This window comes from Shewanella sp. Koi 1, assembly GCF_052907445.1.
Genome location: NZ_JBREJM010000001.1, coordinates 4,689,555 through 4,705,980, shown reverse-complemented (window position 1 = coordinate 4,705,980; position 16,426 = coordinate 4,689,555). Strand labels below are relative to the sequence as shown.

The following is a 16,426-nucleotide window of genomic DNA, read 5'->3' as shown; positions in this document are numbered from 1 at the left end:
GCTGAAATTGAAAACGAATCTGCCAAGAATGTGCTTAATATAGCTGGATTCAATCTGAGCGACTAGCTCATGATGTGAGTCAATGTCGACCGAATACGGCTAATTGCCAACTCATGTTAATACTAAGCAAATGAAATTGCATGGGAATCATCACATTTATCTAGTATGTAACTGAAATTGTAACTAAATTGGCATTAGCTACTTTTGATGCATTTGTTGAGTTAACTTATCAGCTTTATGGCAAAAGTATTTTGATTAGTCCAGAATCATAACTCTATGATTATCAATTATTAGGTGTATATGACCCTGTCGATGAGTTACAAGCAAGCCTCCAAGTGGGGATTTTTCGTCTTGCTCGTGGGACTTTTTTTTAGTGCCGTGCTCGCTTGGCAGGTGAGTCGTATCAATTCGCAAACCATTTCTTTGGCGCTCGAAGCGAGCGCGCAGCAGATTAGTGAGAATGTCACCAATAGGATTGCCCTCTACCAATATGGCTTGAGGGGCGCCCGAGGGATGATCCTCACGGCGGGTGAAGACCATATCAGTCGCCCCATGTTTTACAACTATAGTCTGACGCGGGATGTGGATGAGGAGTTTCCCGGCGCACGCGGATTTGGCTTTATTCGACGCGTCTCCAAAGAAAACGAAGCGCAGTTTTTAGCGCGGGTAAAGGCGGTCGATTGGCCTGACTACCATGTTCGTCAGCTCAACCCCAACGAGGGGGAAAAGTATCTGATTGAATATATTGAACCGCTCGAGCGCAATAAGGCGGCGGTTGGTTTAGATATCGCCTCCGAGACCCACAGAAAAGAAGCCGCCGATCGCGCCATGCTGTCGGGAGAAGTGCAAATTTCCGCGCCGATTACCTTAGTACAGGCCACGGGTAAGCCGCTGCAATCCTTCTTAATTTTATTACCTGTTTACCGAACGGGGATTGTCCCTCCAACTCCAGAAGAGCGATTGGCCCAAGGGTTTGGTTGGAGTTATGCGCCGCTGGTGACGACCGAGATTTTAACGGGATTATCGCTGAATCAGAAAATGACCAAGCTGATGTTAAGCGACGTGACGGACGATAAGCAGCCGATCAATTTCTTCGAAACCCACGCCAATGATTTAAGTCCGTTATCGGATTACAGCTACAAGTTAAATAAGACGATTTTTGGTAGGCATTGGCAGTTTGAGGTGATCGCCTATCCCGCATTTGTTAAATCAATGCATTTAAATAAACCCAGTTTAGTGCTGCTCAGTGGCAGTCTGTTCAGTGTGTTGCTGGCGGCGTTGATCGCTATGTGGTCCTTAACCTTGCAACGTAAACAGCAAGTGCTAGCCGAGCAAGCCCGCCGCGCCAGCATGTTGGAGCATTCCCTCGACGGCATTATCAGTTATGACCTCGCTGGCAATATAACCAGTTGGAACCAAGGTGCCGAGCGACTCTTTGGTTACACTGAGCAGCAGGCGCTGGGCTTACCCAGTAGTGAATTGATTATTCCGCCCAGCATAGTGCTGGAGGAACAGGCTCTCATGGCCGATGTGTTGACCGGCAAGACGGTACTCAATCGAGTATCGCGCCATCAACGTGCCGACGGCAGCAACCTGTCGACCTCGACCACCGCCTTACCGATTTACGACGAACATGGCGACATAGTAGGTTTGAGTCAAACCATTCGGGATATCACGGCCCAGCAGGATGCCGAGCGACATATTCTCAACCTCAACGCTAGCCTTGAGCGACAGGTGACCAAGCGTACCCATGCTCTGCAGCAGGCTTTACTCGAGAATCAGGCACTGCTGGATACCATCAACCAGCAGCTACATTACTCGGTCACCGACTTAGACGGGGTGATTTTAGATGTGAATGAACACTTCTGTTTGATCAGTGGTTACGCGCGGGAGGAGTTAATAGGTCAAACCCATTCAGTGCTGAAATCTGGGGAGCACGATGCCGCGTTTTGGCAGCGGATGTGGGAGCAGATTAATGCTGGTAAATCTTGGCATGGGGAAATCTGTAACCAAGGGAAAGATCAGCAGCTGAAATGGTTCGATACTGTGATTGGTCCGGTCTTCGATGAGCATGGCAAAGTGGAGCGTTTTGTCGCGTTGCAAACCGATATTACCGAACGTAAATTAGCCCAGCTCGACAAAAATCGGATTGCGACTCTGCTGACCAATGTGCTGGATGCGGCCTCCGAAATGACCATCATTGCCACCGATCCACAGGGCATTATCACTATCTTCAACCGCGGTGCCGAGCGTATGCTGGGATATTCCGCCGAGGAAATGGTTGGCAAAACCACCCCTGCACCTTTGCATCTTGCCGAGGAAGTCGCCGCTCGCGCCGCCGAGCTTTCTGCGGAGTACGGTGAAAAAATTCAAGGTTTTGATACCTTTGTCCATAAGGCGCGGGAAGAGGGCTCCGAGACTCGCACTTGGACTTATGTGCGTAAGGATGGCAGTCAATTCCAAGTCTCGCTCTCGGTGACAACATTGCGTGGTAATGATGGTGAAGTTTTGGGTTACCTTGGGATTGGCGTGGATATCTCGCAGATTCCCGCCCAGCAAGAGGCCTTACTCACGGCGAGTAATCACCTCAGTAAGGCGGCGGAAGTGGCTAAGCTGGGGATTTGGACCTGGAATCTGCTCGATAACTCGTTGCAGTGGAACGACCGCATGTTTGCCATGTATGACCAGCCAGAAAGCCTTAAACAGCAAGGTCTTAGCTATGAGCATTGGCGGATGCGTGTCCATCCCGATGATGTTGAAGAGGCCGAAGAAAAACTTAACCGTGCGGTTGAGTATGATGAACCCTATGATCCGATTTTCCGCGTGTTAACCACGGATGGTGCGGTGCGCTATGTGCAAGCGGGTGCCCAAGTAGAGCGCGACCGTCAAGGGAATGTGATCCGATTGATTGGTATCAACATCGATATTACTGCCCAGCGGCAGATTGAGGCGAATTTAAGGAGTGCCAAGCTGGAGGCGGATAACGCCAATGCCGCTAAGTCGGCGTTCCTTGCGAATATGAGCCACGAAATCCGTACCCCCATGAATGCGGTGTTGGGGATGTTGCAGTTGATGCAATATACCTCGCTCTCGGTGCAGCAGCAGGGCTATGTGAACAAGGCGCAAACGGCGGCTAAGTCATTGTTAGGGCTGCTTAACGACATTTTAGACTTCTCAAAAATCGATGCCGGCAAATTAAAACTCGATCCACACCCTTGCTCGATTGAGTTATTGATGCGGGATCTGGCGGTGGTGCTGTCGGCGAGCCACAACAATACCGATGTGGAAGTGATGTTCGATCTCGATGCGGCGCTGCCTCCTTGGCTGCTGGCCGATCAATTAAGGCTGCAGCAAATTCTGATCAACCTCGCAGGCAACGCACTCAAGTTTACCCCCCATGGACAAGTGATCGTCGGCCTAGAATGTATTAGCCATGAGGCCGATACCGTTACTGTGCAGTTTTCGATTGTCGATAGCGGTATCGGCATCAGCGAAGAGCAAATTGAGCGGATTTTCACTGGGTTTGAGCAGGCCGAATCCTCAACCTCCCGCCGTTTTGGTGGCACGGGGCTTGGGCTGGCTATCAGTAAACGTCTCGTCGAGTTAATGGGCGGACAACTGCAAGTCACTAGTAAGGTCGGGGTTGGTAGTCGCTTCTGGTTCGATTTGACCTTCCAAGTGATGGAGGTCGAAGCCCGCGCCCGCGCCGACTTGAGCCAATATCGCATTCTGGTGGTCGACGATAATCAAATCACGACCGAGATCTTATCGAAAATCCTCAGCGACTACGGCTGTCTGGTTGAAACCGCTTCTGGCGGTTATCAGGCGATCGAAAAAGTGAAGCAAGCTACGGCGGCAGGAGAGCGTTTCGATGTGGTGCTAATGGATTGGCGTATGCCGGATATCGACGGTCTACAAACCGCTGAAATGCTGAAAAACGCCGGAACCGGCAGTTATACCCCGCTGGTGGTGATGTTGACGGCCTACGGCCATGAAGTGATTGCCGAGAGCCAACACATTAATAACGTTCCCTTCGTCAACTTCTTAACTAAACCTGTCACCTCGCAAGTGTTGGTTGAAGCCGTGCTCAATGCCATCGAAGGCAAGACCATGGACTCGAATCCTAAGCCGCGCTCACAGCGTCTGTTAGCGGGGCTGACTCTGTTAGTGGTTGAAGACAATCAATTAAACCGTGAGGTGATTGAGGAGCTATTGAGTTATGAAGGCGCCACCGTTGTGCTCGCTGGTGGCGGTGTAGAAGGGGTGGCACAGGTACTCGAAAGCGGTGATTTATACGATGCCGTGATTATGGATGTGCAAATGCCCGACATCGATGGGTTAGAGGCGACGCGGCGGATCCGTGCCGATGGTCGATTTGCCCAGTTGCCAATCCTTGCGATGACGGCCAATGCCTCGCAAACCGATAAGCAAGAATGCCTCGAGGCGGGGATGAATGCCCATGTCGGTAAGCCTATCGATATGCAGCTGCTGTTGCCGAATATTCTGCGTCTAGTGGGGCGTGATGTGACATCCCTCGAGCAGCATGAGTCTGCGCATCTCGACTCACAACACAATCTCGAGGGCGAAACCCTGCTCGACGATATTCGTTTGATCCTGCGCCGTTTTGGCGGCAACCAAGTGTTTTTCGAAAAAATGGCGAGCAGTTTTGCCCCCGAAATGACCAAGCAGCTAAGCTTGTTCAAGCAATCGACCAAAACCTTTGATTACGCCACTACAGCTGCGATCAGTCATGCGATTAAAGGCATTGCCAGCAACTTTGGCGCGCGGCGTTTAGCCGTTCATGCGGCGTTTTTAGAAAAACAATTTAAACAAGAAGGCCTCGAGCTGCTGGAAATAAAACGCTGGACGGATACACTGGAGTCCTTAATACATCAAAGTATTGAACAGCTTGCAGGCTTTTTACCTAAGGGGCAGCTCAAACAGCCTCAATCGATTGAGCCTGTAAACGGTACCGCCGTGGATATGCAGAGTATGCGCCCCGAGCTGGATACCTTGGCTGCTCTCTTACAGGAAAATAATTTAGAAGCCGTGAATTTAGTCGACAAACTCGCAAAACCGCTATCACAGCACCCGCAATGGGCTGAACTCAATGGACTGGTTCAATCACTCGCATTTACACAGGCTTTGGAGACTTTGCGGGCGATGATGTTGGAGGATGCGTAGTGTATATCAGTGAACTCATGGCGACCCAGCAGGCCGCAAAGGGCAAGATTTTGATCGTGGATGATCAGCCTTTGAATATCAAAATCTTGCATCAACTTTTCCATGAAGAATATGAAATGTTCATGGCGACGAGCGGCGAGCAGGCTCTGCAAGTGTGCCAAAAGATGCAGCCCGATCTGGTGTTGTTAGACATCGAAATGCCGGGAATGTCGGGTTACGAGGTCTGCCAACAACTGAAGGCCGATCCCGCCACAGCTAATATCGGGGTGATCTTTATTACCGCCCATTTTGATGAGATTGAAGAGGTGAAGGGTTTCCAACTCGGCGCAGTTGATTTTATTCACAAACCGATTAACCCCATCATCACCAGCGCGCGGGTCAAGAACCAATATCAGCTGAAGCGCCAATCCGATGTATTGCACTCTATCGCTTTACTCGACAGTTTGACTGGGGTCGCTAACCGCCGTCAGTTTGAGCAGCGCTTACCCGAAATCTGGCGTTTTTGCTGTCGGAATCAAGCCTACTTATCCGTTATCATGCTGGATGTGGACTTTTTTAAGCGTTATAACGACCGCTATGGTCATCAAGAAGGTGACCAATGTTTACGACTGGTTGCCGATGCCGCTAAGGGCATGTTAAAACGCCCCAATGATCTTATTGCGCGCTATGGTGGCGAGGAGTTTATCTGTATCCTGCCTGAGGCTAAGTTGTCTGGTGCTATGCGCCTCGCGCAGGCGATGGTGGATGCGGTGCAAGCCTTACACATAGAGAATTTGGGTTCAGATTTTGGCGAAGTCACTGTGAGTGCTGGTATTGCGACGATTCAACCCTTAGCCGATTTAAGTTGGGAGTCGCTCGTCGAAGTGGCGGATCAACAACTCTATCTGGCGAAGCATCATGGCCGTAATCAAGTTGTTGGTGTCGATATCGAACCGGCGCAATAGTCTAGTTAGTGTGTCGAGTAAGGCTACTCGGCATGGTTAAACCCGTGGATAGTGAGTTATGAAAGCGCATTTGATCACCCGCCAAGGCTGGATGACCTTAGATAAAGAATTGAAATACCTGTGGAAGGAATATCGTCCGCAGATCACGCTCAAAGTGCAAGAGGCCGCCGCCCAGGGCGACCGAAGTGAAAACGCGGATTACACTTACAACAAAAGGCTTTTACGCCAAATCGATAGCCGTGTCAGATACTTAGTCAAACGCCTCGAAGAACTTAAAATCGTCGATTATTCTCCCCAGCAAGAAGGCAAAATTTACTTTGGCGCTTGGTTCGAGCTTGAAAACGAAGCGGGCGAGCGCGTGCGTTATCGTATTGTCGGCAAGGATGAGCTCGACACTAAACTGGGCTATATCACCATAGACTCTCCCATGGCGCGGGCACTGATCGGCAAACAGGTCGATGATGAAGTGGTCGTGCAAACCCCCTCGGGTCCAAAGGAATGGTATATCAACGACATCCGCTATACCCCATTCGAGACGCCGCTCGAGGGCGAGCCAGAATAACCTTTAGTAGATCAAACTCTCGTCGATTTTCATGCTGAAATCGAGAGCATCATATGAAATAACGACTGCGCCTGTGGTATCTTGGGCGCAATTAGGATCAATCAAACCGTTAGGCACGATACTTTATTTATGCAGACTATTGCCCAAATTATTGCTCAGGAACTGAATGTTCAGGAGCATCAAGTCACTGCCACCATAGATTTGCTCGACAATGGTGCTACCGTTCCCTTCGTTGCCCGTTACCGTAAAGAAGCGACTGGGGGCTTAGATGACACCCAGTTACGTACGCTGCACACTCGTTTAGGTTATTTGCGCGAGTTGAATGACAGACGTCAGGTCATTTTATCCAGTATTCAAACGCAGGGTAAGTTAACGCCTGAATTGCAAAGGGAAATTGAAGGTGCGGACAGCAAGACCCGCCTCGAAGATCTGTATCTTCCCTTCAAGCCTAAACGCCGTACTAAGGGTCAAATTGCGATTGAGGCGGGATTAGAGCCGCTTGTTGAAGCTTTACTGGTGGACCGTAATGCCGATATCGAGGCATTAGCTGCGGGTTATCTGAATCTCGAAGCGGGCTTTGCCGATACCAAAGCCGTACTGGAAGGCGCCCGTTATATTCTGATGGAGCGTTACGCCGAAGATGCGGAATTACTGCGTAAAGTTCGTGAACACCTGAGCCAAAACAGTGTGTTAGAGAGCCGTGTTATCGCCGGCAAAGAGAAGGAAGGCGCTAAGTTCCGCGACTATTTTGAGCACAGTGAACCTCTGGCGAAAGTGCCTTCACACCGCGCCTTGGCGATGTTGCGTGGCCGCAATGAGGGTTTCCTCTCCCTATCTATGAATGCCGATCCAGCTGCCGAAGCGGGTCAGGGCAGTTACTGTGAAGTGATCATTAGCGAGCACTTAGGCCTAAAACTCGGCGATAGTAGTGTCGATCAATGGCTTAAGACCGTTGTGACCGCCACATGGCGGATTAAAATTGCCCTGCAGATGGAAACCGAGTTTATCTCGCAAATGCGTGAGCGCGCCGAAGCAGAAGCCATTAAAGTGTTTGCCCGCAACTTAGGCGACTTACTTATGGCCGCACCAGCGGGCGCTAAGGCGACTATGGGTCTAGACCCGGGGCTACGCACGGGCGTTAAAGTAGCCGTGGTGGATAACACGGGTAAGCTGGTCGCACATACGACTATCTTCCCCCATGCGCCGCAGAATTTGTGGGACAAGTCGATTCGTACCTTAGCCAACTTAGCGCAAATGCATAAGGTGGAATTAATCGCGATTGGTAACGGCACTGCATCCCGCGAAACTGACAAGTTAGCGGGTGAGTTGATTGCCAGCCTTAAGGATAGCCAACCGCAACTGACCAAGGTGATGGTGAGTGAAGCTGGCGCTTCCGTGTATTCTGCCTCAGAACTCGCCGCGCTGGAATTCCCTGAGCTGGACGTGTCTATTCGTGGCGCTGTTTCGATTGCTCGCCGTCTACAGGATCCCTTAGCGGAACTGGTGAAGATTGAGCCTAAATCTATCGGTGTGGGTCAATACCAGCACGATGTAAGCCAAAGCCAGCTGTCTAGCTCGCTCGAAGCCGTGGTCGAAGACTGCGTAAACGGTGTGGGCGTGGATTTAAACATGGCGTCAGTGCCTTTGCTGTCGCAGGTGGCGGGGTTAAACAAAACCTTAGCGAAAAACCTGGTTGATTACCGCGATGCCAATGGTGCCTTCAAAAACCGTAAAGAACTGCTGAAAGTGCCGCGCTTAGGCCCTAAAGCCTTTGAACAAGCCGCGGGCTTTTTGCGGATCCGTGATGGCGACAATCCATTGGATATGTCGGCGGTTCACCCCGAAGCCTATGCGCTGGTCGAAACCATTGCTAAGACTAAGCAAGTGGAGTTGGCGAGCCTTATCGGTAATTCTGAGCTGCTACGCAATATCAAGCCGCAGGAGTTTACGACCCCTGAGTTTGGTTTACCGACAGTGACCGACATCCTCAGCGAGCTGGATAAACCGGGTCGTGACCCCCGTGGTGAGTTTAAAACCGCCAAGTTTAAGGATGGGGTTGAGGAGCTTAAGGATCTGAAACCTGAGATGATCCTCGAGGGCGTTGTCACCAACGTGACTAACTTTGGTGCCTTTGTGGATATCGGTGTGCATCAAGATGGTTTAGTGCATATCTCGTCATTAACCGACAAATTTATTACCGATCCCCATACAGTGGTCAAAGCGGGTGATGTAGTGAAAGTGAAGGTGATGGAGGTCGATGTCGAGCGTCGTCGTATCGGTTTGAGTATGCGTCTGGATGAGGCTATCGATCAAGCAAGACTCAAACTCGCGGACCATCCCAAGGTAAGCCACAGGCTCATAAGGGCAATGCCCAGCATAAGTCTTCGCGTCCTGCGCCAAAAGCGGCACCTGTCAATGCGGCCATGGGCAATGCCTTTGCCGACGCTTTCGCAAAGCTGAAAAAGTAATCTGACTCAGGTCGACTCGGATACACACCTGTGTTCGAGTCGACATTTTTTACTTGTTAGCCACAAAATTGTTGCATATATGCTGTCCTAGGTAATATAAAGTCGGCATTTAATGCAACGTTAAGCAAAATCGGTTGTCATACCACAACTTTTTCACCGATTTTTTTCAAATTGACACTCCAAAGCTGAGTGGAAGTTTAATGTTTTGGGGTTATACATGCAGTCAGGTTCATCCGCTCGTGGACGCCAGTCCGCCCATGGGCCATTTCGCGTCATTCTTGTTTTCAGTCTGTTAGTTCTCGCTATTGCTACGGCAAGCCGTATCGGCTTAGGTCTGTGGCAGGGCGAACGTGTGGCCGCCGTTGACGGTTGGTCGCATCTGCTACTACAAGGTATTCGTGTCGATATCGCAACCCTGTGTTGGTTATGGGGCATCGCCGCCTTAGGTACGGCGTTGTTTTCGGGTGAACACCTGCTTGGCCGCATTTGGCAATGGGTGCTGCGCCTATGGCTAACCTTAGGCCTGTGGGCCATTGTGTTCCTTGAGGTTTCAACGCCAGCCTTTATTGAGGAATACGGCATTCGCCCGAACCGCTTGTATGTGGAATATTTGATTTACCCTAAAGAAGTGCTGTCGATGCTGTGGGCGGGACGCAAGCTAGAGCTGATTTTCTCTGTGCTGCTTACCATAGCGACGTTGTGGGGCGGTTGGATACTCAGCGGTAAGTTAACTAAAAATCTGCGTTTCCCCCGTTGGTATTGGCGTCCTGTGCTAGCTGTCATGGTGATCGTTGTGACCCTATTGGGCGCGCGCTCAACCTTAGGCCATCGTCCAATCAACCCAGCGATGGTGGCATTTGCCGACGATCCATTAGTGAACTCCCTCGTGATTAACTCTGCTTATTCGTTAGTGTTTGCAATCAAGCAAATGGGCAGCGAAGAAGACGCCTCTAAGGTGTATGGCTCATTAGATAGAGATGAGATCATCAAGACCATCAGACAAGAGAGTGGTCGCCCCGAGAGTGCCTTTACCTCGAGCGATATCCCTTCATTGAGCTTTAACCAGGCCAGTTATAGCGGTAAACCGAAAAACCTAGTCATCCTGTTACAGGAAAGTTTAGGCGCCCGTTTTGTGGGGAGCTTAGGCGGTATGCCCTTAACGCCGAATATCGATGCGCTCTCACAGGAAGGCTGGTATTTCGATAATCTTTACGCCACTGGGACACGTTCAGTGCGCGGAATCGAAGCGGTCACCACAGGTTTTACGCCAACACCGGCCCGCGCCGTGGTAAAACTCGGTAAGAGCCAGACGGGCTTTTTCACTCTCGCCGAATTGCTAAAAAACCACGGTTACACCACCCAATTTATCTACGGTGGTGAGAGCCATTTCGACAACATGCGCAGTTTCTTCCTCGGTAATGGATTTAGCGACATTATCGACCAGAAGGATTATAAGTCTCCGGCCTTTGTTGGCTCTTGGGGTGCATCCGACGAAGATTTAATGCGTAAGGCGAATAGTGAGTTCGAGCGTCTTCACAGTGAAGGTAAACCATTCTTTAGCTTGGTGTTTAGCTCGAGTAACCACGACCCATTCGAATTCCCCGATGGCCGCATTGAGCTGTATGAACAACCTAAGCAAACTCGCAATAACGCGGCCAAATATGCCGATTATGCGATTGGTGAGTTCTTCAAACTGGCGAAAAATGCCGACTACTGGAAGGACACTATTTTTATCGTGGTCGCCGACCACGATAGCCGCGTTGGTGGGGCCGATTTGGTTCCAGTATCGCGCTTCCGTATTCCGGGGTTAATCATTGGAGATAATGTTGCGCCAAAACGCGATCACCGTATTGTGAGTCAAATCGACTTGCCGCCAACCCTGTTATCTTTGATTGGTATTTCAGACTCTTACCCTATGTTAGGTCGTGACTTAACCCAGGTCAGCGATGATTGGCCGGGGCGTGCGCTGATGCAATACGATAAAAACTTTTCCCTGATGGAAGGTAAAGATGTGGTTATCCTGCAGCCAGAGAAAGCGGCGCAGGGCTTCCAGTACGATGAAAAGACCGAGCACTTAACGCCTTATGCCCCAGCGGCGCAGGCGCTGGAGAAAAAGGCCTTAGGTTGGGCGCTGTGGGGCAGCCTAGCCTACCAGCAAGAGCTGTATCGCTCGGGTAAATAACCGAATGAAAAATGCCGCTGATTAGCGGCATTTTTATTTTGAAACTTATCTTTAAACCAGCAGATTTTAAATCCAAGCTGACATAGCTGGTTCGGCTTCTGGCTGAGTTTGCTGCGCATAATATTGCCCAATACGCTGGCCAACCTGTTGATAAAACTGAGGGGATTCCCCTTGCATCGGCTGACGCGCGGCCGCAGTCGTGGTTTTCGCCGTAGTATTGGCGGGGCGAGGAGTATTTTGGCCGACCTTTAACCGAATATCCTTACGCTGCAGCGCCGCTGGGCCGCGCACTGGCACTTTAAGGGTTTTAGGAAGTGCACGATCGGCAGCAACTAGGGGCGCTTGTTTCTCTTGCTGTTGCTGGCTCTGCTGCTGTGAAGACTGCTGCTGTTGCTGTTTGTCTTGAACTTGTTGCTGATTTTGCTCGAGCAAACGTGCCTGTTGCTGAGTTTGATCTGCGGTACGCTCATTTTGCGGATTAAAGGCACGTTCTTCATGGCCCTTAGTCGCGGCCTGTGGCGGGATAACGACAGGCTTGAGCTGATTGTCGACCCGAGCCGAGTCCGTCGCGACATTGGTCGTCGCTATCGGAACTTGGGGGTAATTACTGACAAGCAGCATGAAAAATTCCTTGTAGCCCTAATGGTTAAATACTAGCCATTTATTGCACAAAGATAAAGCACTAGTCCTTGAATTGCGCCAGCCAAGGTGTGATTGCCTGCAAGAATTCTTCCCTGTGGGACACAAACGGTGCGTGGGATGCCTTGGCAAGCATGACGTCAGTGATGTGACTGGCGGTGGGCATTTGAGGTTGAACGCGTTTGGGCACGAGTCCATCGAGTCGACCCCAGATCCGCAGCCAAGGTTGCTGTATCGCTGAGAGATACGGCCTAAGATCGATTTGATTCAACATATCCAAACCTTGAGTTAAGGCCGCTGCATCGGGTAGCGGGCGTGCTAAGACTAAATCTCGCAGCTGCTTAATATCGTCTTTGGCGGTTTCGCTGCCCATGGCCTGAATCGCTAAAAAGCGCTCAATCGTTTTTGGTAAATTTTGCCCAAGCTGCTCGCCAAACATGCTGAGCACCTGCGGTGGAATGCCGGGCCATGCTTCTTCCTCCCTTGCCATAAAACAGGGCGAGGAGGCGATAGTCATTAATCCTCTGACATGGGATGGGTAGCTTATGGCGGCTTGGGTGGCTACTAAGCCCCCCAGTGACCAGCCGGCCCAAATCGCATTGGCGGGTAAGGCATGAATTAGTGCATCCACCCAAGTCGATAAATCGCCCGCGATTGGCTGACTTAAGCCAAAGCCCGGCAGATCGACATAGTGGACTCTATACTCAGAAAGCTGCTCATGGAGCGGCGTGAAGACGGCGCTATTAACACCCCAACCATGGAGCATGACCAGATCCGGCCCTTGGCCTCGGGTGTCGATATGCAGTTGCGGATGATGGGCTGGCGTCGCAGAGTTCACTAAAATACCTCTAATAGGAAGTTGTATGTCGGGCGATAGCAAATGGACTTGGTCGCAACAGGGGGCGAAGCTGTTACGCATAGTTTCGCATTTGGGGCAGCGTTACTTGGCGGGCAGTTTACCTAACCGCTGCTTACTGTGCCACCAATCCCTCAATGCAAAGGAAGCCGGATTTTGCCAGATATGCCTGCAAACGGGCTTATATCACAGCCCAATTTGTTTAGGTTGTGGAAAATCCATGCCGCTTGAACTCGAATATTGCGGTGAGTGCCTAAGGCATCAACCGCGAAAAGTCATCGCACCTTGCAGTTATCATCAAGGCTTTGGCCCTTGGATAGCGGCCATTAAATATCAGGGACAACTCGCCGCTTTACCCATATTGTGCCAAGCCTTAGTGGCGCGCATTGGTCAGCTCGAACAACAAGACTTAATCACTCTACCGCAGGCCATAGTGCCAGTCCCTTTACATCCGAATCGGCTGCGCCAACGTGGATTTAATCAAGCATGGTTAATTGCCCATGAATTATCGAAGCAGCTCTCGCTGCCACTGGTCAGTGACGGATTAATTCGGCGGCAGGATACCCGCCCACAAGCCGGACTCAATGGCGCACAGCGCCGGCGAAATCTACAGGATGCTTTTGAGTTAAATGCCGATTTTGCCTATCAACGGATTGCGCTGGTGGACGATGTGGTCACCACGGGGACCACAGTGGCAGAAATCGCCCGCTTGTTCGAGGCGCGATATATACAAGTGCAAATATGGTGTCTCGCCAGAGCCGAAGCACCGGGGTTGTTGGATGATATTGTGGGTGAAAACGACATTCCGCGTTAGCTATCCGTTAGTGATCTACAGGTTAAGTTGTTGCATTGAAAGCGTGATGGATTTTGCAAAATTCCAGAACTTGCTACCCTAGGGACTACAAAGCGCGTGTGAGTAGGAGTATCATACGCCTAATTCTTACTAAAACACTCAGGTATCCCCTGACGGAGCTGGTTTCCATGATTACTATTTCCGATGCGGCTCAGGCCCATTTTGTAAAGTTGTTAGCCGATCAACCTGAAGGCACTCATATTCGCGTATTTGTGATCAGTCCAGGTACCGCACAAGCCGAGTGTGGCGTGTCTTACTGCCCGCCTGACGCCGTTGAAAGCGATGATATTGAATTAGAATTCAATGGCTTTAGCGCTATGGTTGACGAGAAGAGTGCGCCTTTCTTAGAAGAAGCCTCAATCGACTTCGTGACCGATCAATTAGGTTCGCAATTAACCCTTAAAGCCCCTAACGCAAAAATGCGTAAAGTGGCTTCAGATGCGCCTTTAGCAGAGCGTGTTGAGTATGTGATCCAATCTGAAATCAACCCACAACTGGCAAGCCATGGTGGTAACATCATGCTGGTTGAAATCACCCAAGAAGGCGTAGCAGTACTGCAGTTTGGCGGTGGATGTAACGGTTGTTCGCAAGTTGATATCACCCTAAAAGATGGTATCGAGAAGCAGCTACTCGATATGTTCCCAGGTGAACTCTCTGGTGTGAGCGATGTGACCGATCACCAACACGGAGCGCATTCTTACGCTTAAGCTGGTGTCGAACTGAATAAAAAAACGCGACCTGTGAGTCGCGTTTTTTTATGGCGTTTTGTGGCTATAGTTGGGTTTTCAGATTGTCGGCTAAAAACTTATCGAGCGCCTTAAAGGTGGTTAGCCTATGGTCATTGTTACTTAAATAATGGTCGCCATTTTCGAGCTCAATATATTCGACGTTTTTCTTACGTGATTTCAGTTCGTCGAACATTTCGCGGCTATGTTGCACCTTAACCACTCGGTCCTTATCGCCATGCAGTAGTAATACCGGGATAGTGATCTTATCGGCTTTACTAACGGGTGAGCGTTCATAGAGGGCGCTAAAATCATCGCCAATTTGTTCTTTAACGACTTCATAATTGGTAAAACGACGACTGGATTTTACTAGGTAAGCCACATCTGTTACACCAGCCACACTGACCGCGCAGCGGTACAGATCAGGTGTCATCGCCGCGCCCATTAAGGCGGCATAACCACCATAACTCGCGCCGACGATACAGATACGCTGTGGATCGCTAATCCCTTGATTGATTAAGTAACGTGTACCATCTTCCACATCGTTTTGCATTTCGAGTCCCCAGCTTTTGAGGCCGGCCTTCATAAACTCATAGCCGTAGCCTGCCGAGCCCCTAAAGTTCATTCGAAATACCGCGTAGCCACGGTTAGCGAAAAACTGCGACCAATAATCGAAGTCGTTACTGTCGTAACTAATCGGCCCGCCGTGGGGGAAGATAATGGTGGGGAGTTGCTTGGCTTCGAGGCCCTTTGGCACTGTCAGGTAAGCATCGATTTTGAGTTTATCCCGCGCTTCGTAGCTCAGATATTGAGTGTCGGCGAGTTGCTCGCTGCTTAGTTGGCTATATCTATCGGCAATCGGAAACAGCGCTTTTTCATCCCTATCGCCGAAGTAATAGGTGCCAGGTTGAGTCGAACTGGTGGAGTAGACGATATAGCGGCGTTCATCCGCGCTAAATTGGGTGATGTAGTTATGGGCATTGGGCAATACCGCTTTCAACCCATTTTGCAGACCCGCATACTCAGGATCCCAGAAGGTATATTCTTCGCCGTCGCCTTCACTGATCCCAATGACTTTTTTCTTGAGTTCTGAATAGATGAGATTGCCTTCAACATCGGTATCTTCGTTGGCGTATACCAGTTCCTTGGTGAGCTTAGGATCGGTTAAATTCACCTTGAAGATAGCTTCAAAGCCTTGGTGGTAGGCGCGTACGAATAAGATGTTGGGGTCGGCATCGAAGCCCAGTGGCCAGACGCTCTCGTCGGAGAAGGCTTTAAAGGTCCAGAGTAAGCGTGGCTCTGCCTTTTGTTCGGGTTGCTCGTAGATCCTATATTCAGTGTCATCGTTATAGATGGAGATACGGACCTTATGTTGTCTGTCGGTTATCCAGCCGATGATTTTACGTTTAGAGTTTTGAATAAACGCGGATTTCCCCTGAGAGAGATTGACTCTCAGCACGCTGTCTTCACCCACTTCTTCGCCCATACCATCGAGGGAGAGCAAGATATTATCGGGATCATCCGGCATCATATCGATAATCTGTCCCTGATGTTGGGGGATCCAACTGAGTCGGTCGATGACGCTACGGGCGAGTACGCTCGTGGTTTTTCGTGTAGTTAAATCGTACTTCACCAACCGAGTTTCGGTAGTCGGTGTACCATAGCGGTTTGCCGGAAACTTAGCGCTGATCAGCAAAGTAGTGTCATTTGCCCACTGTAATGACAGCAGGACAAACTTCTGGTTATCGGTGTGAATCGCGTAGTCTTTGTTGCCCGTTTCTAAATCGAGAATACTGACCACAGTGCCCTTAAGTTTGGGCTGGTCGACCCGAACGATAGAGGCAATTTTTTTGCCATCGGGCGACAGTTGGACTGAGCTGACATCGGGAATACTGGCAAAAGCCTCGACCGGAAGCTGTGGTACCGTTTGGGCAAGCAGTGGCAGACTTAGCCACAGGAGTAACAAAGGTAAAATCCTTTTCATAGCGCATCACAATTTCATTACAACAATGC

9 protein-coding genes and 1 pseudogene are annotated in these 16,426 nt (G+C 50.2%); 7 read left to right on the top strand and 3 right to left on the bottom strand.

The genetic code is table 11. The annotated features are described in order from the left end of the window. Positions 1-300 precede the first annotated feature (300 nt). The 5 genes and pseudogenes from ACUZ8J_RS20660 (at position 301) to ACUZ8J_RS20640 (ending at position 11,340) form a co-directional block, all read left to right on the top strand. A complete protein-coding gene (locus ACUZ8J_RS20660; protein ID WP_446694826.1) occupies positions 301-5,184 on the top strand; it encodes a PAS domain S-box protein in 4,884 nt (1,627 codons plus the stop codon). Further along, positions 5,184-6,128: a diguanylate cyclase gene (locus tag ACUZ8J_RS20655; protein WP_446694825.1), complete on the top strand. Its 945-nt coding sequence runs from the start codon at positions 5,184-5,186 to the stop codon at positions 6,126-6,128. The genes ACUZ8J_RS20660 and ACUZ8J_RS20655 overlap by 1 nt, the downstream gene beginning before the upstream one ends. A 58-nt stretch (positions 6,129-6,186) precedes the next feature. Continuing rightward, the gene (gene greB / locus ACUZ8J_RS20650; protein ID WP_011624531.1) at positions 6,187-6,690 is read left to right on the top strand and encodes a transcription elongation factor GreB; all 504 of its coding nucleotides are present in this window, start codon (positions 6,187-6,189) and stop codon (positions 6,688-6,690) included. Positions 6,691-6,819: 129 nt separating this feature from the next. Then, positions 6,820-9,158: pseudogene (locus ACUZ8J_RS20645) on the top strand (Tex family protein). A 217-nt stretch (positions 9,159-9,375) separates the two neighbouring features. After that, complete coding sequence (locus tag ACUZ8J_RS20640) at positions 9,376-11,340, top strand: LTA synthase family protein (protein ID WP_446694824.1); 1,965 nt, start codon at positions 9,376-9,378, stop codon at positions 11,338-11,340. A 66-nt stretch (positions 11,341-11,406) separates the two neighbouring features. Here the strand turns inward: ACUZ8J_RS20640 and ACUZ8J_RS20635 are convergent, their stop codons facing one another. Both ACUZ8J_RS20635 and bioH read right to left on the bottom strand, forming a co-directional pair. Next, entirely contained in the window at positions 11,407-11,961 is a 555-nt protein-coding gene (locus ACUZ8J_RS20635) for a hypothetical protein (protein ID WP_023266455.1), read from the bottom strand. A gap of 61 nt (positions 11,962-12,022) precedes the next feature. Next, on the bottom strand, positions 12,023-12,817 hold the full coding sequence (bioH, locus tag ACUZ8J_RS20630; protein ID WP_446694823.1) for a pimeloyl-ACP methyl ester esterase BioH: 795 nt from the start codon (positions 12,815-12,817) through the stop codon (positions 12,023-12,025). Between the two features lie 25 nt (positions 12,818-12,842). Between bioH and ACUZ8J_RS20625 the strand changes: the two genes are divergently transcribed. Both ACUZ8J_RS20625 and nfuA read left to right on the top strand, forming a co-directional pair. Then, on the top strand, positions 12,843-13,649 hold the full coding sequence (locus tag ACUZ8J_RS20625) for a double zinc ribbon domain-containing protein (protein ID WP_446694822.1): 807 nt from the start codon (positions 12,843-12,845) through the stop codon (positions 13,647-13,649). 167 nt (positions 13,650-13,816) lie between these two features. After that, positions 13,817-14,395, top strand: a complete 579-nt coding sequence (gene nfuA, locus ACUZ8J_RS20620; RefSeq protein ID WP_011624525.1) for a Fe-S biogenesis protein NfuA — start codon at positions 13,817-13,819, stop codon at positions 14,393-14,395. 64 nt (positions 14,396-14,459) lie between these two features. On the opposite strand, the gene ACUZ8J_RS20615 is transcribed toward nfuA, so the two are convergent. Next, complete coding sequence (locus tag ACUZ8J_RS20615) at positions 14,460-16,397, bottom strand: alpha/beta hydrolase family protein (protein ID WP_249556485.1); 1,938 nt, start codon at positions 16,395-16,397, stop codon at positions 14,460-14,462. Between the last annotated feature and the right edge of the window lie 29 nt (positions 16,398-16,426).